General features: G+C 60.9%; 19 protein-coding genes. 12 read left to right on the top strand and 7 right to left on the bottom strand.

Annotation, left to right across the window (positions count from 1 at the left end; translation table 11 throughout):
* Positions 1-64 precede the first annotated feature (64 nt).
* The 4 genes from GCN74_RS06280 to GCN74_RS06265 all read left to right on the top strand — a co-directional run bounded on the left by GCN74_RS06280 (position 65) and on the right by GCN74_RS06265 (position 3,909).
* Positions 65-2,413 carry a Tex family protein gene (locus GCN74_RS06280; RefSeq protein WP_152255863.1) on the top strand — a complete coding sequence of 783 codons (2,349 nt, stop codon included), beginning with the start codon at positions 65-67 and terminating at the stop codon, positions 2,411-2,413.
* A gap of 4 nt (positions 2,414-2,417) precedes the next feature.
* Positions 2,418-2,888, top strand: coding sequence for a GNAT family N-acetyltransferase (locus GCN74_RS06275; protein ID WP_226938901.1), 471 nt, complete (start codon positions 2,418-2,420; stop codon positions 2,886-2,888).
* 105 nt (positions 2,889-2,993) lie between these two features.
* A complete protein-coding gene (gene grxD, locus GCN74_RS06270; RefSeq protein WP_034753766.1) occupies positions 2,994-3,305 on the top strand; it encodes a Grx4 family monothiol glutaredoxin in 312 nt (103 codons plus the stop codon).
* Positions 3,298-3,909 (top strand): UbiX family flavin prenyltransferase, encoded by a 612-nt coding sequence (locus GCN74_RS06265; RefSeq protein WP_152255862.1) that lies wholly within the window; start codon positions 3,298-3,300, stop codon positions 3,907-3,909. Before grxD ends, GCN74_RS06265 begins: the two co-directional genes overlap by 8 nt.
* A 168-nt stretch (positions 3,910-4,077) precedes the next feature.
* Here GCN74_RS06265 and GCN74_RS29215 read toward each other — a convergent pair whose 3' ends face one another.
* Both GCN74_RS29215 and GCN74_RS06255 read right to left on the bottom strand, forming a co-directional pair.
* Positions 4,078-4,404 carry a hypothetical protein gene (locus GCN74_RS29215; RefSeq protein WP_152255861.1) on the bottom strand — a complete coding sequence of 109 codons (327 nt, stop codon included), beginning with the start codon at positions 4,402-4,404 and terminating at the stop codon, positions 4,078-4,080.
* A gap of 89 nt (positions 4,405-4,493) precedes the next feature.
* Positions 4,494-4,901: a hypothetical protein gene (locus GCN74_RS06255; RefSeq protein WP_034753756.1), complete on the bottom strand. Its 408-nt coding sequence runs from the start codon at positions 4,899-4,901 to the stop codon at positions 4,494-4,496.
* 688 nt (positions 4,902-5,589) lie between these two features.
* Here GCN74_RS06255 and GCN74_RS06250 point away from each other — a divergent pair.
* The 6 genes from GCN74_RS06250 (at position 5,590) to GCN74_RS06225 (ending at position 12,285) form a co-directional block, all read left to right on the top strand.
* Entirely contained in the window at positions 5,590-6,018 is a 429-nt protein-coding gene (locus tag GCN74_RS06250) for a MerR family transcriptional regulator (protein ID WP_152255860.1), read from the top strand.
* Positions 6,019-6,143: 125 nt separating this feature from the next.
* A complete protein-coding gene (locus GCN74_RS06245) occupies positions 6,144-7,328 on the top strand; it encodes an isovaleryl-CoA dehydrogenase (protein ID WP_152255859.1) in 1,185 nt (394 codons plus the stop codon).
* Positions 7,329-7,381: 53 nt separating this feature from the next.
* Positions 7,382-9,181: a bifunctional isocitrate dehydrogenase kinase/phosphatase gene (gene aceK, locus GCN74_RS06240; RefSeq protein ID WP_152255858.1), complete on the top strand. Its 1,800-nt coding sequence runs from the start codon at positions 7,382-7,384 to the stop codon at positions 9,179-9,181.
* Positions 9,178-10,374, top strand: a complete 1,197-nt coding sequence (locus GCN74_RS06235; RefSeq protein WP_152255857.1) for an acetyl-CoA C-acyltransferase — start codon at positions 9,178-9,180, stop codon at positions 10,372-10,374. The genes aceK and GCN74_RS06235 overlap by 4 nt, the downstream gene beginning before the upstream one ends.
* Before the next feature lie 73 nt (positions 10,375-10,447).
* On the top strand, positions 10,448-11,116 hold the full coding sequence (locus GCN74_RS06230) for an SDR family oxidoreductase (protein WP_152255856.1): 669 nt from the start codon (positions 10,448-10,450) through the stop codon (positions 11,114-11,116).
* A 41-nt stretch (positions 11,117-11,157) separates the two neighbouring features.
* The gene (locus GCN74_RS06225) at positions 11,158-12,285 is read left to right on the top strand and encodes an acyl-CoA dehydrogenase family protein (protein ID WP_152255855.1); all 1,128 of its coding nucleotides are present in this window, start codon (positions 11,158-11,160) and stop codon (positions 12,283-12,285) included.
* A gap of 374 nt (positions 12,286-12,659) precedes the next feature.
* Here the strand turns inward: GCN74_RS06225 and GCN74_RS06220 are convergent, their stop codons facing one another.
* The 4 genes from GCN74_RS06220 to GCN74_RS06205 form a co-directional block, all read right to left on the bottom strand.
* The gene (locus GCN74_RS06220) at positions 12,660-13,580 is read right to left on the bottom strand and encodes a YihY/virulence factor BrkB family protein (RefSeq protein WP_226938900.1); all 921 of its coding nucleotides are present in this window, start codon (positions 13,578-13,580) and stop codon (positions 12,660-12,662) included.
* Between the two features lie 73 nt (positions 13,581-13,653).
* Complete coding sequence (locus GCN74_RS06215; RefSeq protein ID WP_152255854.1) at positions 13,654-14,733, bottom strand: S66 peptidase family protein; 1,080 nt, start codon at positions 14,731-14,733, stop codon at positions 13,654-13,656.
* An 88-nt stretch (positions 14,734-14,821) separates the two neighbouring features.
* Positions 14,822-17,614 (bottom strand): TonB-dependent receptor, encoded by a 2,793-nt coding sequence (locus GCN74_RS06210; RefSeq protein ID WP_226938899.1) that lies wholly within the window; start codon positions 17,612-17,614, stop codon positions 14,822-14,824.
* 217 nt (positions 17,615-17,831) lie between these two features.
* Positions 17,832-19,634: an ABC transporter substrate-binding protein gene (locus GCN74_RS06205; protein ID WP_152255969.1), complete on the bottom strand. Its 1,803-nt coding sequence runs from the start codon at positions 19,632-19,634 to the stop codon at positions 17,832-17,834.
* Between the two features lie 219 nt (positions 19,635-19,853).
* Here GCN74_RS06205 and GCN74_RS06200 point away from each other — a divergent pair, with 219 nt between their 5' ends.
* Together GCN74_RS06200 and dacB are read left to right on the top strand one after the other, a co-directional pair.
* Complete coding sequence (locus GCN74_RS06200) at positions 19,854-21,092, top strand: nucleoside recognition domain-containing protein (RefSeq protein WP_152255853.1); 1,239 nt, start codon at positions 19,854-19,856, stop codon at positions 21,090-21,092.
* An 8-nt stretch (positions 21,093-21,100) separates the two neighbouring features.
* Positions 21,101-22,603, top strand: coding sequence for a D-alanyl-D-alanine carboxypeptidase/D-alanyl-D-alanine-endopeptidase (dacB, locus tag GCN74_RS06195; RefSeq protein ID WP_152255852.1), 1,503 nt, complete (start codon positions 21,101-21,103; stop codon positions 22,601-22,603).
* Between the two features lie 15 nt (positions 22,604-22,618).
* On the opposite strand, the gene GCN74_RS06190 is transcribed toward dacB, so the two are convergent.
* Positions 22,619-23,479 carry a CPBP family intramembrane glutamic endopeptidase gene (locus GCN74_RS06190; RefSeq protein WP_226938898.1) on the bottom strand — a complete coding sequence of 287 codons (861 nt, stop codon included), beginning with the start codon at positions 23,477-23,479 and terminating at the stop codon, positions 22,619-22,621.
* Positions 23,480-23,851 lie beyond the last annotated feature (372 nt).

Raw genomic sequence — 23,851 nt, 5'->3', positions numbered from 1 at the left:
TGTCAAGATTGCGCAATCGCGCCGATTGCGTATCATTCCAGGCTTGATCGCTCTGGAAACAACCATGCTGCCCACTATCGAACAACGCCTTGCCCTTGAACTTGCCGCCAAACCCGTGCAAGTTGCCGCCGCCATCGAACTGCTCGACGAAGGCGCCACCGTGCCCTTCATCGCCCGTTACCGCAAGGAAGCGACCGGCGGCCTCGACGATATCCAGCTGCGCCTGCTGGAAGAGCGCCTGCGCTACCTGCGCGAGCTGGAAGAGCGGCGCGCCGCCATCGTGGCGTCGATCACGGAACAGAACAAGATGACGCCCGCGCTGCTCGACGCCGTCATGCACGCGGAAGACAAGACGCGCCTGGAAGACTTGTACCTGCCATACAAGCAGAAGCGCCGCACGAAGGCGCAGATCGCCATCGAAGCGGGCCTGATGCCGCTGGCCGACGGCTTGCTGGACAATCCGGAACTGACGCCGGAAATGGAAGCGGGCAAGTTCCTGCGCGAAGCATTCACTAGTGCCGACGGCAACAACCCGGGCGTGGCGGACACCAAGGCGGCCCTCGACGGCGCGCGCCAGATTTTGATGGAGCGTTTCGCCGAAGACGCAACCTTGCTGCAAACCTTGCGCGAATACGTGCAGGAACACGGCATCGTCGAATCGAAAGTGGTGGAAGGCAAGCAGGACGAAGGCGAAAAATTCGCCGATTATTTCGATTACTCGGAAACCATTTCCACCGTCCCCTCGCACCGCGCGCTGGCCCTGCTGCGCGGCCGCCGCGAAGGCATCCTCGACGTCACCCTGCGCCTGGACACGGAAGCGGAAAAACCAAAATGGGATGCGCCGCACAACCCGTGCGAAGGCCGCATCGCCGCCCGCTTCGGCATCAAGCAACAAGGCCGTCCGGCCGACAAATGGCTGGCCGACACAGCGCGCTGGACCTGGCGCGTGAAAAGCTTCATGCACCTGGAAACGGAACTGATGGGCGCGCTGCGCGAACGCTCGGAACTGGACGCCATCAACGTCTTTGCCACCAACTTGAAAGCGCTGCTGCTGGCCGCGCCGGCCGGCCAGCGCGCCACCATGGGCCTGGACCCTGGCTTGCGCACGGGCGTCAAGGTCGCCGTGGTCGATGCCACGGGTAAAGTGGTCGACACGGCCGTGATCTACCCGCACCAGCCGAAGAACGACTGGGACGGCTCCCTGCACACCCTGGGCCGCCTGGCCGCCAAGCACAATGTGTCGCTCATTTCCATCGGCAACGGCACGGCTTCGCGCGAGACGGACAAGCTGGCGCAGGATTTGATCAAGCAGCATCCGGAAGCGAAGATGACGAAGATCGTCGTCTCGGAAGCGGGCGCGTCGGTGTATTCGGCGTCCGAGTTCGCCTCGAAGGAATTGCCGGACATGGACGTGTCCCTGCGCGGCGCCGTGTCGATCGCGCGCCGCCTGCAAGACCCGCTGGCCGAGCTGGTGAAGATCGACCCGAAATCGATCGGCGTGGGCCAGTACCAGCATGACGTGAGCCAAAGCCAGCTGGCCCGCTCGCTCGACGCCGTGGTGGAAGATTGCGTAAATGCCGTGGGCGTGGACGTGAACACGGCGTCGGCCCCGCTGCTGGCGCGCGTGTCCGGCCTGTCGGCCAGCGTGGCGCAAAGCATCGTCACCTACCGCGACATGAAGGGCGCGTTCACCTCGCGCGCGGCCTTGAAAGCCGTGCCGCGCCTGGGCGACAAGACCTACGAACAGGCAGCCGGCTTCCTGCGCGTGATGGGCGGCGAGAATCCGCTGGACGCCTCGGCCGTCCACCCGGAATCGTACCCGCTGGTGGAAAAGATCCTGGCCGACATCAAGAAGGATATCAAGGCCGTCATCGGCGAAACGGCCTTGCTGAAAACTCTCAGCCCCGCCAAGTACGCGGATGACACCTTCGGCGTGCCGACCATCTCCGACATATTAAAAGAACTGGAAAAGCCGGGCCGCGATCCGCGTCCGGAATTCACGACGGCTACCTTCAAGGAAGGCGTGGAAGAAATCCGCGACTTGCGCCCGGACATGATCCTCGAGGGCGTGGTCACCAACGTGGCCGCCTTTGGCGCCTTCGTCGATATCGGCGTGCACCAGGATGGCCTCGTGCACATCTCGGCCCTGTCGAACACCTTCGTCAAGGATCCGCACACGGTGGTGAAAGCGGGCCAGGTCGTGCGCGTAAAAGTGCTGGAAGTCGATGAAAAGCGCAAGCGCATCGCCCTGACCATGCGCTTGACGGACAGCGCGCCGCAGGCGGGCAGCAAGCCGGAACAACGCAGCGACCGCAACGACCGCCGCAGCATGGCGCAGCACCAGTCGCAGTCGCGCAACGCGCCGGAACCGGCCGGCAGCATGGCCGCCGCGTTCGCCAAGCTGCGCGGTTAAGCCCGTGGCCGCCGGGCAGGACATCGCCATCCTGGCGGCGGATGCGGCCGGCCCGGATGCCCGGCTGCTGCTCGATGCATTGTCGGACGCATTGCTGCGCATCAATGGCGACAGCGGGCGCTCCTCGTTCGACGCGGAAGCGGCCACGCCGCGCGGCGGCTTTTATATTGCCCGCGACGGCGCCGGTGAACTGCTGGGCTGCGCGGCCCTGCGCCCGCTGGACGGGCCGGACAGCACCACGGCAGAACTCAAGCGCATGTATGCGCGCCCCGGTTCCGCCGGCGTGGGCGCGGCCCTGCTGGCCCACGTGGAAGTGCAGGCGCGCTGCTTCGGCTATGCGCGGCTGCACCTGTCCACCCGCGTGGCGAATCGCCGCGCCATGGCGTTTTACGCCAAACACGGCTATGCACCCCTCAATGCCTGGGGCAAATACGTGGGCGCCGCCCAATCGGCCTGCCTGGGCAAGCAGTTATAAGCGCCAGCGTGGCTGACTTGCCCGATTTATGACCTGAGCGCATACCCGTGCCGTCGTTTTCTTATAAAATGACGGCATCTATTTATTTACCCATCAGAGGCAGCTATGAGCGACGTACAAACCTGGATCAAAGAAACCGTGACGAACACGCCAGTCGTGCTGTTCATGAAGGGCACGGCCCAGTTCCCGCAGTGCGGCTTTTCCGGCCGCGCCATCCAGATCCTGAAAGCATGCGGCGTGGAAAACATCGCTACCGTCAACGTGCTGGATGACCCGGAAGTTCGCCAAGGCATCAAGGATTACTCGAACTGGCCGACCATTCCACAGCTGTATGTCAAAGGCGAGTTCATCGGTGGTTCCGATATCATGAATGAAATGTTTGAATCGGGCGAACTGAAGTCCCTGCTGGATGCCTAATCAGCAGCAGCGGCCGCGCCGTATCGTCGTGGCCATCACGGGCGCCACGGGCGCCGTGTATGGCTTGCGGCTGCTGCAATTGCTCGGCGCCATCCCCGGCGTCGAGACGCATCTGGTCTTGTCCGATGCGGCCGTACTGACCCTGCACCAGGAAACGGGCGTGGGGCGCAAGGATATCGAAGCGCAGGCGCACGTGGTGCACAAGCTGCGCGACATCGGCGCAAGCATCGCCAGCGGCTCGTTTCAATCGGATGGCATGGTCGTGGCGCCATGCTCGATGAAGACCCTGGCGGCCGTGGCGCATGGCTTGTCGGATAATTTGATCACGCGGGCCGCCGACGTGGTACTCAAGGAGCGCCGGCGCCTGATCCTGATGGTGCGCGAAACGCCGTTCAACCTGGCGCACCTGCGCAATATGACGGCCGTGACGGAGATGGGCGGCATCATCTTCCCTCCCTTGCCCAGCTTTTATCACCACCCGCACAGCATCGCGGACATGGTCGACCATACGCTGGCGCGCGTCATCGACCTGCTCGGCATCGAGCACAGCCTGGCGCCGCGGTGGAATGGTTTGAAAAACCCGGACCAGTCAGCAACAAGCTAAACAACTACGCATCAAACTACGCACGCTCCGATGCCTGATAAAAGCGTAGCGAGCGGCAGTGAGGCTCGGCGCCCCCTTGTGGCCGAGAAGCGCAACCGTGCTGAAGCACGGTGAGCATCGCCGGCCGCAAAGCGCGACGCGCAGCAGCTTTGGTCAGGCATCCACCACTCAGCGTTTTTCGAACTGAACTGCACTGGCCTGCTTCAAATCCCTGGCTTCTTCAACCATCCTGCGGTGGGCGATCCGTTTGCGCATCACTTCCGCGTGTTGCGCGGCAGTCATGGGTGGCACGGTCATCAAGTCTTTCAGCTGCGCGGTATTGCTGTAGTTACTTTTCATAAGACGGCTCAAATGCTCGGCTCCGTAGTGGATGAACTGGCTGCTTCTGATGTGATTATGCGCTGGTATTGGCCGCTGCGCCGCTGCATGCGGGATTATTATCAAATAATTCCGCTGCAGCGCAACATGCGAGGTCTTATTGTGCGGCAAAATCATGTCTCCAGTATGACTCTGCGCAAATAAAAGTACAGGAGGAGCACCGTCAGCGAAAGGCGGACGGCGCCGGCCGGGGATGGCCTGAATGCTTACTTTTGGTAGTTGACGCGGACCAGCATGCGAATAAATTCTCGCGCGATTTGACGATGATGTTCATCTAATCTTTGCAAATCGGCAATTAATTTCACATCGGCGGACTCAAACCGCGACAAGGCGCTGCCCGCTTCGCCATTCGGCGTGGCGCTTTCCGGGCCGCCAAAACGCAACCATTCCGCCGGCACGCCCAACCATTGAGCAATCATGCGCAATTTCTCTTGCGTGGGAATTGCTTCACCTACTAACCATTTCCTAGCTGCATGCACGGTAATCGGGCGCCCGTCGAAACGGATATTGAATTCCCGGGCCAGTCTGGTCGGGCTGTCTGGAGAGTAATGGGCGTTTTTGAGAGCCAACTGAAGTCGCTGGCTGAAGCTTTCGCGTTCGTTAGAAGAATTCATAGGTGTACTATTTCATGTTGTAACATGAAAGTCAGTTTCTTGAATGACCATACAAAATGTTACATTTGAAAAGAGTATCAATTAACAATTAACACTCCGGCCGGGTTTTCCGGGTAGAAAAGTGGGCCGAATTTTCTCTTGTGATTCTGCGTGGCTTCGGGTCAAATTCGCGGCTGGCCTTGATTTTCGCACTGCAGCACGATTCAAAGCCTCGGTTTGGCATTACAACGTACGGTATCGGATAATGCCCCCCTCTGCCGATACGCGCAATGCCCATGTCATACAATTTCTTGTAGACAAAGTTTTCAGAAGGGCCATTTTGTTTTCAATATGGAAACTATCTAAACAGCGTACTCATAGAGGAACGTTGTTTTTTGATCGTGCCGATTGGAAAGAATCTGCGCCCAAAAATTCTACTGCCATCGTAACGAAAAGAATGTCGCCGTTGTGCCAGGAAAGCTCTTTTTGGTGTCATCTTGGCCACCAACTCTCGATCTTAAGCGCGTTTGCGCAAGAAGAATCAATTTATTTTCAGTAACTGTTGCCATATTCGCCAAATTACCATGTCCATGCCTGCTTTTTTCTTTGTTGCAGCACGGGCAGGGCACGCTACAATAGTATTGACGTTGACGTAAACGGCACTTTGCCACCACCTGCCTCGCAGCATCCATCCAGCGACCGACCACCCATGCAACCAACACCGCCCCCAGCAACGACGACCTACACCATTACCGAACTGGCGCGGGAATTCGACATCACGGCGCGCGCCATCCGTTTCTATGAAGACCAGGGCCTGCTCAGCCCGAAACGCGAAGGCGCGGGCGGGCGCAGCCGCGTCTACACGCCGCGCGACCGCACGCGCCTGAAACTGACCCTGCGCGGCAAGCGCCTGGGCCTCGCGCTGTCGGAAATCAAGAGCCTGGTCGACATGTACGAGTCGCCGAAGGACACGCGCGCGCAGATGGACCGCTTCCTGGGCGTGCTGGCGCAGCATCGCCAGACCCTGGAACAGCAGCGCATCGATATCGAAATGGCGCTGGCGGAAATCAGCGCACACGAAGACGCTTGCGCGCGCATGCTGGCGGACTTGAACCTTGATAAGGCGCCAACAAACTGAGTGGACACGCGGCAGGCGCTGGCCGCACGCGCATCGCTTTACGTTTACGTAAACGTCACAACTGAGTATCATAGCTTTACTGACCCGGCATCCATGACCGCCACACTTATAACGACGAGGACGACATGCTCCATCTCCCAGGCTTGACCTTTGACCACGGCGAAGACATCGCCTCCCTGCGCGAAGCGATCCAACAATTTGCCGCCGCCGAAATCGCGCCGCGCGCGGCCGAAATCGACCGCACCGACCAGTTCCCCATGGACCTGTGGCGCAAGATGGGCGACATGGGCTTGCTCGGCATCACCGTCGGCGAAGAATACGGCGGCGCCGGCATGGGCTACCTGGCGCACATCATCGCCATGGAAGAAATCTCGCGCGCCTCGGCTTCCGTCGGCCTGTCCTACGGCGCCCATTCGAACCTGTGCGTGAACCAGATCAAGCGCAACGGCACGGCCGAGCAAAAAGCCAAGTACCTGCCGAAGCTGATCACGGGCGAGCACATCGGCGCGCTGGCCATGTCGGAACCGAACGCGGGCTCGGACGTCGTCAGCATGAAGCTGCGAGCCGACTTCAAGGGCGACCGCTGGGTCTTGAACGGCACCAAGATGTGGATCACCAACGGTCCCGACGCGGACGTGCTGGTGGTGTATGCGAAAAACGACCTGGAAGCGGGCCCGCGCGGCATGACGGCTTTCCTGATCGAAAAGAATTTCAAGGGCTTTTCCATCGCGCAAAAGCTCGACAAGCTGGGCATGCGCGGCTCGCACACGGGCGAACTGGTGTTCCAGGATTGCGAAGTACCGGCCGAAAACGTGCTGGGCGGCCTGGGCAAGGGCGTCAACGTGCTGATGTCGGGCCTCGACTTCGAACGCACCGTGCTGTCCGGCGGGCCGCTGGGCATCATGCAGGCTTGCATGGACCTGGTCGTGCCCTACGTACATGACCGCAAGCAATTCGGCCAGCCCATCGGCGAATTCCAATTGATGCAAGGCAAACTGGCCGATATGTACTCGACCATGATGGCGTGCAAGGCCTATGTGTATGCCGTGGGCCAGGCTTGCGACCGCGCCGCCACGCCGGAAGCCGTGCGCCAGCTGCGCAAGGATGCGGCCGGCGCCATTCTGTATAGTGCGGAGAAGGCGACCTGGATGGCAGGTGAAGCGATCCAGGCCCTGGGCGGCAACGGCTACATCAACGAGTTCCCGGCCGGCCGCCTGTGGCGCGATGCCAAGCTGTACGAAATCGGCGCCGGGACCAGCGAAATCCGCCGCATGCTGATAGGCCGCGAACTGTTTGCGGAAACCAAGTAAGCACGGGCGCGCGGCTATCGACTGGGGAATGAGCCATTCATGCGAGTACAGCTATGACGCAAATTGCCTTCCCCAAGTTGCTTTCTTCCCAGATCGCATTCGATATCGCGCGCACCATCCGCGACGGCTTTGACAAGCATTACCGCCTGTTCCGTGAAACCAGCCAGCATGCCAAGCAGTATTTCGAGCAAGGCGCCTGGGCCGCGGCACAGACGGCGGCCCGTGAACGCATCGACTTTTATGACAAGCGCGTACAGGAATGCGTGCAGATGCTCGAAGATGAGTACGAAGAGTCGGAGTTGAGCGACGAAGTGTGGCGCGAACTCAAGCTGCACTACATCGGCATGTTGACGGAGCATAAGCAGCCGGAACTGGCGGAAACCTTTTTCAATTCCGTCTGCTGCAACATCCTGCACCGCACGTATTTCAATAACGACTATATTTTCGTGCGGCCCGTCGTTTCCACGGAGTACATCGAAACGCAAGACCCGCTGCCCACCTACCGCGTGTATTACCCGGGCGAGGACGGCCTGCGCCACACCCTGATGCGCATGCTGACGCATTTCCAGCTCGATTGTGAGTTTGCCGACCTGGAGCGTGACGTGGCCCAGGTGGAAGCACGCCTGCAGCAATTGTTCGGCGGCGACAGGCTGGAACCGAACCACCAGATCCAGGTCTTGACCAGTTTGTTCTACCGTAACAAGGGCGCCTACCTGGTGGGCAAAGGCATCAACGGCAACCGCGAATACCCGTTTGTCGTGCCCATCCTGCACAACCGTCACGGCAAGCTGGTGCTCGATACGGTGCTGTTCGAGCACCAGCAGATTGCCGTGCTGTTTTCGTTTACGCGCGCGTATTTCCTGGTCGATATGGAAGTGCCGTCGGCCTACGTACAATTTCTCCGAAGTTTGCTCCCGCGCAAGCCGCGCAGTGAGATTTATACGATACTGGGCTTGCAAAAACAGGGCAAGACGCTGTTTTACCGCGACTACCTGCAGCATCTGAAACACTCGTCGGACCACTTCGAAAGCGCGCCCGGCATCCGCGGCCTGGTCATGCTGGTGTTTGCCCTGCCGTCGTTTCCCTATGTCTTCAAGGTGATCAAGGATTTTTTCCCGCCGCCCAAGGAAACCACGCGCGCGCAAGTCCAGCAAAAGTATTTGCTGGTGAAACACCATGACCGGGTGGGCCGCATGGCCGACACGCTCGAGTATTCCAACGTGGCCTTTCCCCGCGCCCGTTTTGCCGAGGAACTGCTGGCCGAGTTGAAACAGTTCGCCCCCTCGCTGATCGAGGAAGACCGCGAGCAGATCATCATCCGCCACCTGTACATCGAGCGGCGCATGGTGCCGCTGAACATGTGGCTGAGCAATGCCGAGAAAGAAGGCCGCGATGACCTGGTCGAACACGCCATCGTCGAGTACGGCAACGCCATCAAGGAGCTGGTGGCGGCGAATATCTTTCCCGGCGACATGCTGTATAAAAACTTTGGCGTCACGCGTCATCAGCGTGTCGTTTTTTACGATTACGATGAAATCGAGTACATCACCGATTGCCAGTTCCGCGTCATTCCCCAGGCGCGCACGGAGGAGGAAGAAATGTCGGCCGAACCGTGGTATCCGATCGGCAAGTACGATGTGTTTCCCGAACAATTCGGCACCTTCCTGCTGGGCAATCCCCGCATCCGCAACTATTTCATGCAGCACCATGCCGACCTGCTGACGGCGCAATATTGGCAGGCGCGCAAACAGCGCATCGAAGACGGCCATATCGAGGACGTCTTCCCTTATCCGCAGCACCTGCGTTTTTGTATGCAGTCACCATCCCCACCCTTAATCGGAGATCCAACATGAATGATCCAGTCGTAATCGTCGGTGCCGCGCGCACCCCCATGGGCGCCTTCCAGGGCGACTTTGCCAACGTTACCGCCAGCGACCTGGGCGCCGTGGCCATCCGTGCCGCCGTCGAGCGGGCCGGCGTGGCGCCGGACGCCGTTGAACACGTGTATTTCGGCAATTGCCTGATGGCGGGCCAGGGACAGGCGCCTGCGCGCCAGGCCTTGCGCAAGGCCGGCTTGCCCGATTCCACGGGCGCCGTGACCCTGTCGAAGATGTGCGGCTCGGCCATGCAGACGACCATGTTCGCGCATGACACCTTGCTCGCCGGCAGCGCCGACGTGGTGGTGGCCGGCGGCATGGAATCGATGACCAACGCCCCCTACCTGGTGCCGAAGGCGCGCGGCGGCTACCGCATCGGCCACGGCATGATCTATGACCACATGATGATGGATGGCCTGGAAGACGCCTACAGCCGCGATGAAAAGGGCAATGCCCGCTCGATGGGCACATTTGCCGAAGAGTGCGCCAGCCAATACAGCTTCACGCGCGAAGCGCAGGATGCCTTCGCCATCGAATCCGTGAAGCGCGCCCAGGCCGCCACCAAGGATGGCAGTTTCGAGTGGGAAATCGTGCCCGTGACCGTGTCCGGCCGCGGCGGCGACACCGTCGTCAGCATCGATGAAGGTCCGCAAAAAGCCCGCCTGGAAAAAATCCCGACCTTGAAGGCGGCGTTCAAGAAGGACGGCACCATCACGGCCGCCTCGTCTTCGTCGATCAACGACGGCGCCGCCGCCCTCGTGCTGATGCGCGAATCGACGGCGAAAAAACTCGGTTGCACCGTCATCGCCAAAATCCACGGCCACGCCACGCACGCGCAGGCGCCGAACGAATTCACCACGGCCCCCATCGGCGCGGTGAAAAAACTGTACGCCAAGACGGGCTGGAGCAGCAGCAATGTGGACTTGTTCGAGATCAATGAAGCGTTCGCAGCCGTGCCCATGGCCGCCATGCACGACCTCGACATTCCGCACAGCAAGATCAACATCCACGGCGGCGCGTGCGCGCTGGGCCACCCGATCGGCGCCTCGGGCGCGCGCATCATCGTCACCCTGCTGGGCGCCCTGAAGAAAACGGGCGGCAAGCGCGGCGTGGCGGCCCTGTGCATCGGCGGCGGCGAAGCGACGGCGATGGCAATCGAACTGGTATAAGCTCTTCCTGAGCACGGGCGCGCACCGCAGTTCACGGTGCGCGCCTTTCATTTTATTTTCAGGGAGAAAAGATATGCCTACCGCATTGATCATCGGCGCCTCGCGCGGCATCGGTCACGAGCTCGTCCGTCAATACCGCCACGATGGCTGGCGCGTCATCGCCACGGCCCGCACACCCGACGCTTGCGCAGCCCTCAGGCAACTGGGCGCCGAAGCGCACCAGCTGGACGTGACGGATGTGGAAGGCTGCGCCGGCCTGGGCTGGAAGCTCGACGATGAAAAGCTCGACGTGGCCATTCTCAACGCGGGCGTGTATGGCCCCCGCCACGACGGTTTTCCCGCGCAAGCCGATTTCGACCTCGTCATGCACACGAACGTGCTGGCCGCCATGCGCCTGCTGCCCATCCTGGCGCCGCTGGTGGCCAACGCGAAAGGCAAGCTGGCCGTATTGTCCTCGCACATGGGTTCCCTGAGCGAACGGGGCAATCCCAGCGGTTCGCTGTACCGCGCCAGCAAGGCGGCCCTGAATTCCGTGCTGATCGACACGGCCCTCGTGCATGGCCCGCAGGGCGTCAGCTGCGTGGCCTTCCACCCGGGCTGGGTGCGCACGGACATGGGCGGCGCCGGCGCCGATATTTCCCCCGAGGAAAGCGCTGCCGGCATCCGCGCCACCCTGGCCAGCCTGCCGGCCACGGACAAGGCCGTATTCCGCAACTACGATGGCAAACCCATCGCCTGGTAATTCCACCACACACCATATAAAAACAAACGAGACGACGTCCCATGATACTCAATGAAGAACAATCGATGATCCAGGAAGCGCTGCGCAGTTTTTCGCGCGAACGCCTGGCACCCAACGCAGCCCGCTGGGACAAGGAACATCATTTCCCGAAAGAAGAATTACAGGAACTGGCCGCGCTGGGCGCCTTTGGCGTGGCCGTGCCGGAAGCGCTCGGTGGCGCCGGCCTCGACTACGTGTCCCTGGCCCTCGTGCTGGAGGAGATCGCCGCCGGCGATGGCGGCACCTCGACGATTATCTCCGTCAACAATTGCCCTGTGTGCAGCATCGCCATGATGTACGCGAATGACGCGCAAAAGGAGCAATGGCTGCGTCCGCTAGCACAAGGCGCCATGCTGGGCGCGTTTTGCCTGACGGAACCGCACACGGGCAGCGACGCCTCCGCCCTGCGCACCACGGCCACGCGCGACGGCAATGACTACGTCATCAACGGCACGAAGCAGTTCATTACCAGCGGCAAGTATGCGGATGTGGCCATCGTCATGGCCGTCACGGACAAGGCAGCCGGCAAGCGCGGCATCAGCGCCTTCTGGGTGCCGACAAACACGCCCGGCTACATCGTGGCGGGACTGGAACAGAAGATGGGCCAGCACTCGTCGGACACGGCGCAAATCCTGTTCGACAACTGCCGCATCCCGGCGGAAAATCTGATCGGCGCAGAAGGACAAGGCTACAAGATCGCCCTCTCCGGCCTGGAAGGCGGACGCATCGGCATCGCCTCGCAAGCCGTGGGCATGGCGCGCGCCGCGTACGAAGCGGCCCTGAGCTATGCGCGCGAGCGCGAGAGTTTCGGCAAGCCCATCTATGAACACCAGGCCGTGCAATTCCGCCTGGCCGACATGGCCACGCAGATCGAAGCGGCGCGCCAGCTGATACGTCACGCGGCAGCCATGAAGGATGCGGGCCTGCCCTGCCTGAAAGAAGCGGCCATGGCCAAGCTGTTTGCGTCGGAAATGGCGGAAAAAGTGTGCTCGGACGCCATCCAGGTGCACGGCGGCTACGGTTACGTGTCCGACTTCCCCGTCGAACGCATCTACCGCGACGTGCGCGTGTGCCAGATTTACGAGGGGAGCAGCGATATCCAGAAGATTTTGATTGCGCGGGCTTTATAAACCCACGGCAAATGCTGGGGTCAGACCCGCCGGGTCTGACCCCGAGCGACTGCCAACGATGGACGAAAAAAAGCCCGCTAGCGCGGGCTTGTTCCAATGTATTACCAATGCTTTAATCGTGTCATGGACGCCAGTGCTATCTGCAAAGTGCCTCCTGATTTTCAGACTCCCATGCTATCTGCATGGTGACTCCAAGTGTAAATCGACCAACGTATCCGGAATTACAAAATCCACTCTTTCGCACTGTCACGCCATCGACATTACACCTGTCGGTCGCCGCGCTGGGACTGGATGGTGAGACTATTCGCAAGCGAATCTCAATCACTGAACGCAGTATAGCACAGCTTTTTGTGCGATGCAACAATCTTTTTAAATCAAGTCCTTAGCGCCAGCGGCTTGTCTTCTGCGCCACCCCGGGCCACCCTTTCGTATTCGGAAATCACTTGCGCGCCCAGCAGCAGCAGGGTGGCGCCGATTTCCAGGCTGAACATGACGACGATGGCCGTCGTCATCGAGCCATACACGACATTGACCTGCGACAAGGTGGAAAAATACCAGACCAGCACATGGCGGGCGATTTCCCACAGCAGGGCCGCCGTCACGCCGCCGATCAGCGCATGCGTGATCGATAAGCGTCCGACGGGCATGACCAGGTAGATCGAGCTGAGCACCAGGATTTCACCCGCCAGCCCCAGCAAGTACAGCAGCACGCCGGACACGCCTTCCAGGCCCCAGTCGTGGCGCAGGAAACGCACGCTTTCCTCGCCCATCACCTGCAAGCTGCCCGCCACCAGGGTGATCAACAGGATACCCACGCCCAGGCACAGGATGTAGCAGTACGGCAGCACGGCGGAGATGAGGAAATGGCGGCGGCGGATGGCCACGCGGTGTATGAAAATCACGCTCATGGCGTTTTCCAGCACGGTAAACGCCAGCGAGCTGAAAAACAGCATGGTCAGCAGCAATAGCCAGCCGATCACGCCCCGGTTGTTGAGGAAATGCGCCACTTCCGCCACGATGGCCTTCGATTGCCCGGGCACCAGCCATTCCAGGTAATGGCCGATTGTCTGCAGCAATTCATCCTGCGCGATCACGTGCGACAGGGCCACCACCACCAGCATCAGCAGGGGCACGATGGACAGCAGCGAGTAATACGCAACGGCGCCCGCCAGCAGCAAGCCCTGGTTGGCGCGAAAGCCCTTCAGCACCTGCAGCACGAAGGCCAGCGGGTGGCTCAGAATGTAGGCGCTGGCGCGGCGGTTGATCATGAGCAAGCCGTTCAAGGATGCCGGCATGGCCCGATGCCTTGCCGCACATGCCCCTAGCATACTGGCTATCCCCATACTGTGCCGTGCGCAAACGAACAGACTAGCTGACGGCAGCTTCCAGCAAGGTCAAGGTTTGCCGGTCCGCATCGAGGGTGGCCAATATGCCCATCGGTATCGTGAACTGGTGGCGGATGTGGCCAAACGAATAGCCGCTGACGGCCGGCGCGCGCAAGGGCTGCAAATGCTGGTCGAGGGTGGCGTCGAGGGTCAGCGCCGTGTCGCCTTCGGCCGCCTCGCAATGCTCGAAGATACCCAGCATCAGCGCCGCCGCGTGCTTGAAACCGATGGACAGGTCCAGCTGGCACAGCATGCGGTCGATGCGGTACGGCACTTCGTTGATTTCTTCGAGGAACAAAATATGCTCGCGGAAATCAGCCGCATACGGCGTGCCGGCCAGCGCGCTGACCATGCACAGGTTGCCGCCCGTCAAGCGTCCCGTGGCCTGGCCGCCGTGCACGGTGCGGATGGCGAAGTTGGGCGCCGTCTGCGCGCGGCGGTGGTTGTCCAGCGCCATGGGAATCGTGTAATTGTCTTGCGGCGTCATCAGCACATTGCGCAGCTGCGTCACCGTGTACTCGGAAAACGTGGATGAAGCCACGGGGCCGTGGAATGTCACCAGGCCCGTCTGGCGGCCGATGGCCAGGTGCAGGGCCGTGATGTCGGAATAGCCGACCAGCACTTTCGGGTTGCGCCGGATCAAGGCGTAGTCGAGCAGCGCCAGCAGCGAAATGCAGCCGGAGCCGCCGCGAATGGCCCACACGGCCTTGACGTCCGGGTCGCGGAACGCGACGTGCAAGTCGTCCAGGCGCTGCTGCACCGTCCCCGCATAGTTGCCGTGCACGGCGCGGATGTTGGCGCCCAGGCTGGCGCGCAGCCCCAGCGATTCGACATTGCGCACGGCCTTGGCGATGGCGTCCTCGTCCGTAAAACCGCCCGGTGCGATGATGGCCACCAGGTCGCCTTCGCGCAGGCGCGCCGGCTTGATCATGGAGTGTTGCTGTTGCATGCGTTTGTCCTTCCCTTGCGCGGCCGCCGCCCACGCCGGTGTGCCTGCCGCCCCCACGGTGGCGGCCAGCAAGCCGCCGAAGCGGCGCCGGCTGAGATTGGTCTGACTGGACATGCGGCCCTTTCCTGGAATAAAAACGGCGACGCCAGGCGCCGCCGCATGAGAGTAGCATGCCGACGGGATCGCCGCCGGCATGGTTGCCTTACATGAACTTGTACTTCAGCTGGAACGACAGCGAACGGCCGCGCGGATCGGCCACGCGCGGGTCCCAGCCGGCGCCCACCACGTCATCCACGTTGTGCGCGGTGAATGGCGGATCGCGGTCGAACAGGTTCTGGATGCCCACGGTAATCGTCGTATTTTTGAAGCCCGTGTACGTGCCCGACAAGCTGTACGTGGTGTAACTGGACACATCGGATTTGAAGCCCGGTGGCGGCGTACCCTTGCCGCCATTCGGCACCTGGTCCTTGTAGCCGGAAGCAAAACTCTGCACGAGCAAGCCGCTCCAGTCGCCGCGCGATACGCTGAAGCTGGCATTGTGTTTCCAGCGCAAGTACAAATCACGCGTGTAGAAGTTGCCAACCAGCTCCTTGTATTCTTGCCCCTTGTATTCGGCAAACTTGAAGCTGTCCATATACGTGCCGTCCAGGGTTGCCGTCCATTTCACTTCCTGCACCTTGCCTTCGCCGCGCAAGCTCACGTCCAGGCCGCGCACGCGGCTGCCACCTGCATTGAACCAGCCCGCCTGCACGTAATCGATGGTGCCATCGGGTTTGCGGAAGATGTACTGGTTCAGCGCCTGATAGTTGGCCAGCACGACTTGCGGCGTGCGTTTGAGGAGCTGGTCCTGGGTATTGATGGCCCAGTAATCGAACGAGGCGGAGTAACCCTTCACCGGTTCGATGACGATACCGACACTGCCCTGCTTCGACGTCTCCGGCTTCAGGTTCAGGTTGCCGCCCGTCGTGTAAATGAGGCGGGGAATGGAACAGTATTCGGTCACGCCGGGATGCTTGATACAGCCTTCCGGATCTTTCACACCATTCGGCAATTCCTGCGTCAATACACCTGAATAGAGCTGGTCGAAACTCGGTGCCAGGAAGCCCTTGCTGGCCGAGGCGCGGAACAGGACGAAATCGGTCGGTTGGTAACGCAAGGCAATCTTGGGATTCGTGGTGGCGCCCACCTGGCTGTAATCGTCACGACGCACGGCCAGCTGCATTTCCAGGTCTTTCATGATGGGTACCAGCAACTCGGCATACACGGCCTTGACGTTGCGGCTGACATCCTTCAAGGCGGCATTTCCTGGCGCCAATAGAATCAGGTTGGCATCGACATCCTGTTCAAAACTGTAGCCCTCGCGGCGCAAATCAAAGCCGGCCGCCATTGCCACGGCACCAGCCGGCAGCTGGAACAGCTCGCCGGAAACGGAACCATCGATCTGCGTCAGGGTCGTCTTGCCATGCTGGAAGGCGCCACGGAACTTGGTCGACTCGATCAATTGCTTGGCCGCTTCCGTCTGGCTTTGGCCCGCGGCCACCCAGGGATTGATGATCCCTGTCCCCAAGGCCGCATATAACTTGTCCGTGTAGGAATAGCCATCCGTCAGCTTGGTCTTGGTGGTGCTCTGTGCGTAGGACACCCCGGTCTTGTAATCCCACTTGCCGAAGTTGCCTTCAAAACCCAGCAGCACGCGCGCATTGTCGGTGGTGTTTTCCTGCGTGCGGTTACCGATCTCATTGGCGCGCCATTTGTAGGCAATCGGCTTGGTATTGTCGAACGTGGGAATATAGGCCGACAAATCCTGGTAATACGCGCCGCCCACCGGATACACGCCCTTGTTGGCGATGCTCGTCTGCACCTGCATCGGCGTCAGGATCGCCGTGGCCTTGGTGCGCGAACCGAGCACTTCGACAAACATGCGGTGGTCGGGCGCCAACTGAAAGGTGCCGCGCGACAGGAAATTGACCCGTTCCACAGGGAATTGCAGCACATAGTCGGCGCCGTAGTCATACGCACAGGAATGCGTGGTGCTGAGTGGTGAGGTCACGTCTTTCCACAGTTGCGTCTGGTACTGCGACATGCCGGCGATGCTGTCGCACTTGCCCTGGAAGCTCAGGGGATTGGCTTGCAGATACACTGTCGGGTCGCCAGGCAAGGTGTAACCGCCAATAAACGTCCCTGGTTTTTTCGGATCAGGATTGGGGATTTGCAATGCCGTGCCCGGCCCCGACATCTGGTTGGCGAATGGCGTGCCCGTCGTATCGGGCGACAGGCCACGGCCCGGCTGGAAGCCGCTGACGAAGGAACGGTCGCTGCCATTCAGGCGCTGCGCCTTGTCGACGGTCAGGCTGGCCATGATGTTGTAGCGGTCCTCTTCCAGCGAGCCCGTGCCGGCCAGCAGCGAAGCGCGGCGCGTGGCGCCGCCGCCTGCCTGCGTATCGTTGGTGGAAACGGACGCTTCCACGCCGCTGTAATTGGTTTTCAGAATGAAATTGATCACGCCGCCGATGGCATCCGTGCCGTAGATGGCCGAGGCGCCATCCTTGAGGATTTCCACGCGTGAAATCGCCCCCAGTGGAATCGAATTCAAGTCGACGGCACGGCCACTGGCACCATGCGTGGCCACGCGTCGGCCATTCAGCAGTACCAAGGTCGCGCCCGGTCCCAGCCCGCGCAGCGAGGCGAACGAGGCGCCACCGGCAAGACGGTCGGCATCGGCGCCAAACACGTTATTGCCCGACGTCATGTTATCGGCGCCCGTGCCATTCGCCGACAAGGTGCGCACCAGTTGCTCCGTCGTCGTGATGCCCTGCTTTTCGATCTGGTCAAACGAGATGACTTGCACCGGCAGCGCACCTTCCTTGGCCACGCGCTTGATGCTACTGCCCGTCACTTCGACCCGTTGCATCGCTGGCGGCGCCGCTTCCTGTGCCACGACCGGCCCCACCACCCCCATCAATGCCACCAACTGCGCTAGCTTCTTCAATTTCACAGGTCTTCTCCTTGTTGGGCAATCGAAACTTGAGTTATCAAGTCAGGCTGTTTTTCACGTCGCAGCTGTCTGTCTCGCAGTACATTTTTTTATGACATTTGCGCATGACTTTATTTGTTTTCATTTTCAGAGTAGCGCGATGCATCCGCGGCCAGCCAATGAAAAATGCTTTCCTAACCATAACTTTTTGGAATGAATGCCCTTTTCAGCGACATGGTCACTTGCCTGCGGGGCTGCCCCTGGCTTCATCCACGTCCAGATAGCGCCAGGACGTGAATTCCACGGGGTGGCGCCTGTAGTTTTTTAGCCACGGTTGCTGCAGGTCGGCAGAGATGGGATGCGTCAGCAGCACCCACGGCGTGTAGGCGTGGATCAGCTGAAACAGGTCGAAGTACAGACTGCGTCGGCGCGGCGTATCGGATAGCAGGCGCGCCTCCTCATAGCGTTTATTGTAATCGGGCAAGTTGAAGCGGGCATAGTTGGCGCGGCCAACGTTGCCTCCATACAACAATTGCATAAAGTTATCGCCGTCAGGGAAGTCGGCAATCCAGTTGGTCTCGAACATCTGCACCTTGCCCAGGCGCGAGGCCTTGATGATTTCCGTCTTCTTGTCGCTTTTAAATTCCACGCGCACGCCGATGGCATTCAGGTTGCGGCGCCACAGTTCATCGCGCAGCCGCCCCACCGTGCTCGGCTCCGTGTGCATGGTCAGGATCAGGGGCGTGCCATCCGGCTGCGTGCGGAAACCGTCGGCGCCCAGCTTGTAGCCGAAGCGCTCCAGCAGCGCGCGCGCCAGCACGGGATCGTAGCCGACAGGGCTGCGGTAATGCTTGTCGTAACCGAGCACATTGGGCGGCAGCGGCGACTGGGCCGGCAATGCCAGGCCTTTCTTCAGCAGCGCGATGTCTTCGCGGCTGTTGTAGCTGAGGGCGATGGCGCGCCGCAGGGCCAGCTTGTCTTTCGTATAGCCGCCCAGCACGGGGTCATCCATGTTCATCCACATGTAATACGTCTGCAGCACGGGAAAGCGCGTCAGCTGCATGCCCTTGGCAGCCAATGCCGGTTTCAGCGCGCCGTTTTCCAGCACCATGTCCGTCATCGATTCGGGCACTTGCTCCAGGTAATCGAATTCGCCTTTCAAAAAACCCAGCATGCGCGATTGATATTCCTCGACGATGCGCACCTCGATGCGTTCGACCAAGGGCAGGCGCTTGCCTTCCAGCGCGCCGGCGATGGCGCGCGCATCCGGCGGCAGGGCGGCCAGCGCCTTGGCATCCGTATGAAAGACGGTGGGGCGGAAGGTCGGGTTGGCTTGCAGCACGATCTTGTCGCTGCGCTTCCACTCCTTCACCAGGAACGGCCCCGTGCCCACGGGGTGGTTGCCGATCTGTCCCGGCGCCGCATACGCTTCGGCCACTTCGCGCGCCACCACAGCTGTCGCCGGCATGGCCAGGTAAAACAGGAAGTTCGGGTCGACGCCATTCAGGCGGATGCGCAGGGTGTATTTATCCAGCGCCTGCAAGCCGGCGATCGGCGTGTCGTAGCTGAATTTGGCTTTCAGGGCCGCATCGCCCACCAGCTTATCTTCCAGCAAGAACAGCCACGGCGACTTCAGGGCCGGGTCATACAGCCGCGTCAGGCTGTACACATAATCCTGCGCCGTCACTTCGCGCGGCCGGCCCTTGAAGGCGGGATCGGGGGTAAAGAAGATACCCGGCTGCAAGTGAAAAATATACGTGCGCCCGCCATCTTCCACGCTCGGCAAGCCGCGCGCCGTATTGCCCTGCAGTTGTACGGGGCGCGCCAGGTAGTCGTAGCGCAGCAGCGGGTCGAAGATGTTTTCCATCAAATTCAGGCTGGCCAGGTCCGAGGCCACGGCCGGGTCCAGGCCCGTCTCGCTGGTGCTCAAAAACAAGTGCAGGGTCTTGTTCGCGCGGGCATCGGCGGCGGCATGCGCGGGCGCAATGCAGAGCGTCAACAGGGCCAGGCCGGCGGCGCAGGCGGTTTTGCGTAAAAACATCATCAGTGATCCAGTGCAGACAAGGGTAACGAACAGCGATAAGCGACAGGCATCCCCCACACTACGCGGGCAAAGTACGGGACGCCAATGAAAACAGGCTGCCAGCTTATAACTTTTTGGCATGCGATTGCTGCATTCTTTCATCAACTCGTATCGGGCTACCTCTATACTTTGCTTGCAGCTACTTTTCATTTCCCCGAAATACAGAACTGATCGCATATGGCACTTAATTACATCTGGTCCGGCTTTTTCCTCGTTGGCTTCCTGGCCGCAGTGCTGCAGTGGCTGTTTCTCGGCGATACCGATATCTTCAAGCGCATCATCGACGGCACGTTCGAGACGGCGCGCATGGGCGTGATGGATATCGCCCTGCCGCTGGCGGGCGTGATGACCTTGTGGCTGGGAATCATGAACATCGGCGAAAAGGCAGGCATCGTCGGCTGGCTGGCAAAAGTGATCGCGCCCTTCTTTTCGCGCATCTTCCCGGAAATTCCCAAGGACCATCCGGCCACGGGCCACATGGTGATGAACTTCTCGGCCAACCTGCTGGGCCTGGACAATGCGGCCACGCCCTTCGGTTTAAAGGCCATGGAAAGCCTGCAGACCCTGAACCCGAACAAGGAAGAGGCGACGAATGCGCAGATCATGTTCCTCGTGCTGCACACCTCGGGCCTGACCCTGATTCCGCTGGCCATCATGGCGCAGCGCTCCATCCTCGGCGCGGCCGATCCGTCCGACATCTTTATCCCCTGCATGATCGCCACCTATGTGGCCACCATGGTCGGCATCATCACCGTCTCCATCAAGCAACGCATCAACTTGCTCAACGGGGTCGTGCTGGGCTGGATGGGCGGCATGACGAGCGCCATCGTGGCCATGATCTGGTACTTCACGCAATACCTGACGAAACAGGAAATCGAGCTGGTCTCGAAGGTGGTCAGCAACCTGGTGTTGATCAGCGTCATCGCCATCTTCATCATCGGCGCCTTGCGCAAGAAAGTGAACGTGTATGACGCGTTTATCGAAGGCGCGAAGGGCGGCATCCAGACCTCGATCACCGTGATTCCCTACCTGGTCGGCATGCTGGTGGCCATCAGCGTGATCCGCAACGCGGGCGTGTTCAATTTCCTGATGAGCGGCATGAACTGGTTCTTCGCCAACCTGGGCATCAATACGGACTTCGTGCCCGCCCTGCCGACGGCCATGATGAAGCCGCTCAGCGGCTCCGGCTCGAAAGCCATGATGATCGATGCCATGAATACCTACGGCGTCGACTCGTTCGTCGGCCGCCTGGCCTGCGTGTTCCAGGGCTCGGCCGACACCACCTTCTATATCGTGGCCCTGTATTTCGGTTCCGTGGGCATCCGCAAGACGCGCTATGCGATCACGGCCGGCCTGATCGCCGATCTGGCTGGCGTGATCACAGCCGTCTTTGTCGCCTACGTCTTTTTCCACTAAGGAGAGCCATGTTCCGTCCCATCCTCATCGCTGCCTTGCTGGCCGGCATCGGCCTGTCTAATGCGCAGGCACAACTACCCGAATCCGTCAGCCTGCTGCTGCGCAGCGCGAATATCCCCGAAGACGCCATGGGCGCCATTGTCTTGCGCGGCAACACCACCGTGCTGTCGCATGGCGCCGACCGCAGCATGCAGCCCGCGTCCACCATGAAGCTGGTGACGACGGCCGTGGGCCTGGAACAACTGGGCCCCATCTTCCGCGGGCGCACGGAGTTGCGCACCAGTGCCGACGTCATCAATGGCGTGCTGAAGGGCGATCTGATCCTGCGCGGTGGCGCCGATACGGATTTCAATGCGGACGTGCTCGCGCACATGCTGCAAACCCTGCGCACCCAAGGCATCGTCAAAATCAAGGGAGATTTGATCCTCGACCGTCAGCTGTTCCAGCCGGCCCGGCCCGATGTCGGTGCCGCCCCTTTCGATGAATCGGCCGAGTTCCGCTACAACGTCATCCCCGACGCCTTATTGCTGAACACTAATCTGATCGATATCAACATCAGTGCGACGGAGCGGCAATTGAGCTTCCAGATGCAGCCACCGCTCGAGAATGTCAGCATCACGAGCGACATGAAGCTCATCAAGGGCAGTTGCGCCAAGTGGGAAGATGGCTGGCGTCCGCCCGAATACCGGCGCGATGCGGGCGGCAAGCTGCAGGTGATACTGCACGGTACCTTCCCGCAAAACTGCAGCAAGGCCACCAGCATCAATGTGCTCGATCGCAACGATTATGCGGACCGGCTATTCCGCGCCACCTGGAAACGCCTGGGCGGCACGATCACGGGCAGCGTGCGCGAAGCACCAGGCACGGGCTTGCCGCCAACGGCCGAACCCGTCGGCACGCGCATGCTGGCCGACCATGTGGCGCGCGCCTTGCCGGAGGTCTTGCGCGATATCAACAAGACGTCCGACAACACCCTGGCCCGCACCCTGTTCCTGAGCCTGGGCAGCCTGCAGAGCGATGGCTGGCTGGGCAGCCGACCCGTCGCCATGGCGGCGCCGGAAGACACGGCCGACCGGGCGCGGCTGGTCATCCAGGAATGGTTCCAGCGGCACCATATCGATACCCAGGGCATGCTGGTCGACAACGGTTCCGGCCTGTCCCGCACGGGACGCATTGCGCCGGCGCAACTGGCTGGCGTGCTGCAAGCGATGCAGCAAAGTCCGTGGGCGCCCGAGTTCCAGTCCAGCCTGCCCATCGTGGCACTGGACGGCACCATGCGCAAGCGTCTGTTGAACACGCCTGCCGCCGCGCGGGCACGCGTCAAGACGGGCACCTTGAAGAATGTGGTGGCCATCGCCGGTTATGTGCCCGACGCCAACAACCAGCAGTGCGTGGTGGTCGCCATGATCAATAGCGATCTGGTGGGCAACGGCAATGGCCGCGCGGCCGTCGATGCGCTGATCGAGTGGGTCGCCAGGAGCGGTGCCAGGCCGGTAGTCGCCGGACAATAAAAGCGGAGCGACGGCCTAGTTGCGCGCTGTGCGTGGTGCGCTGGCCAAAGCCAGGCGCAGCACGTACGCGGCGGCGACGCCAAGCAGCAGCACCGTCACCAGCGAAGCTTCCACGCCGAATGCGCCGCCCGTCAGCATGGCATTGCCTGCCAGTTCGCCACGCAGCAGGCCGCCGGTATCCGCATGGCCGGATACAATCGACGAGAATACCTGGCCGACGCAGTAATTCCAGCCGACATGCGTGCCTATGCAGACCCACAAACGGCGCGTCTGCAGGTACAGCGCCGCCTGCAGCACGCCATATGTGACAAGCCCGGCGATCGCCAGCAAGGAAAAGCCGGCATTGGGCAAGTGGGCCAGGCTGAACACCAGTGCTGAAATCACGATGGCAGCCTTGCTGCCCAGCGCACGTTCGGTCACGCCAAAAATGACGCCACGGAACATCATCTCTTCCGCCATACCTACCAACAACAATTCAGCCAGCGGGAGCAGCAGCAACACGTTCAGCGCGTTGACGCCGCTAAACTGATACACACCCAGCACCGCCAGTACGGCAAAGGTCAGGACGACCAGTCCGGCGCCCAGCAGCAGTCCGCGGCCCAGTTCACGCGCCATGCCCGGCATTGCCAATTCAGTCGGCTGGCGTTTTTCGATGCGGCGGACATAGAAACGGTAGCCGAACCACACCAGTACGGCCGCCAGCAGCTGTGGCCAGAGGATACGGTAGGACTTGTCCACCAGCCTGGAAGCGATGATCATCGTCAGCGGCACCGCGGCAAAGGTCAGCACCATGCCCAGCACAATTTGCACCAGGGGATAGGCCAGCAGGCGCGCCGGCAGGGATTTCTTTATTGCCATACCCAGGGTATTTTCCATCGTCACTTTCCTCAAAGAGTGTTCAGGGAGTTACTTTTGCGGCTTGCCTACATCATGGATACGCTTGCCAATGGAACACTGTTCGATGCCATGGCCTTCCACATCTTGTTTCCTGTAGCGATATTAGCAGTATTTACATAAGCGCTTATGCAAATAACGGAAGCTGTTGCATTTTATGCACAGCGCGCCGGCCGTGCGTCAGCATGCGGCAGGGAAGCATCAAGGGGAGAAAGAGCATGACCAGGGTAAGCGTCCGGCCACTACCGTCTTGAACGGGTATTCAATCGGACCGATGATAGCGTCACACCGCTGGGAAGCGGCGTGTTGTTTAGGCAGGGTTGATCTGCTGGAGGTAGTTCCACGGCAGGAACT

The sequence above is a fragment of the Janthinobacterium sp. FT14W genome (assembly GCF_009208755.1).
GTDB classification, from domain to species: Bacteria; Pseudomonadota; Gammaproteobacteria; order Burkholderiales; family Burkholderiaceae_D; genus Janthinobacterium; species Janthinobacterium violaceinigrum.
This window is presented reverse-complemented; position numbering and strand designations above follow the sequence as displayed.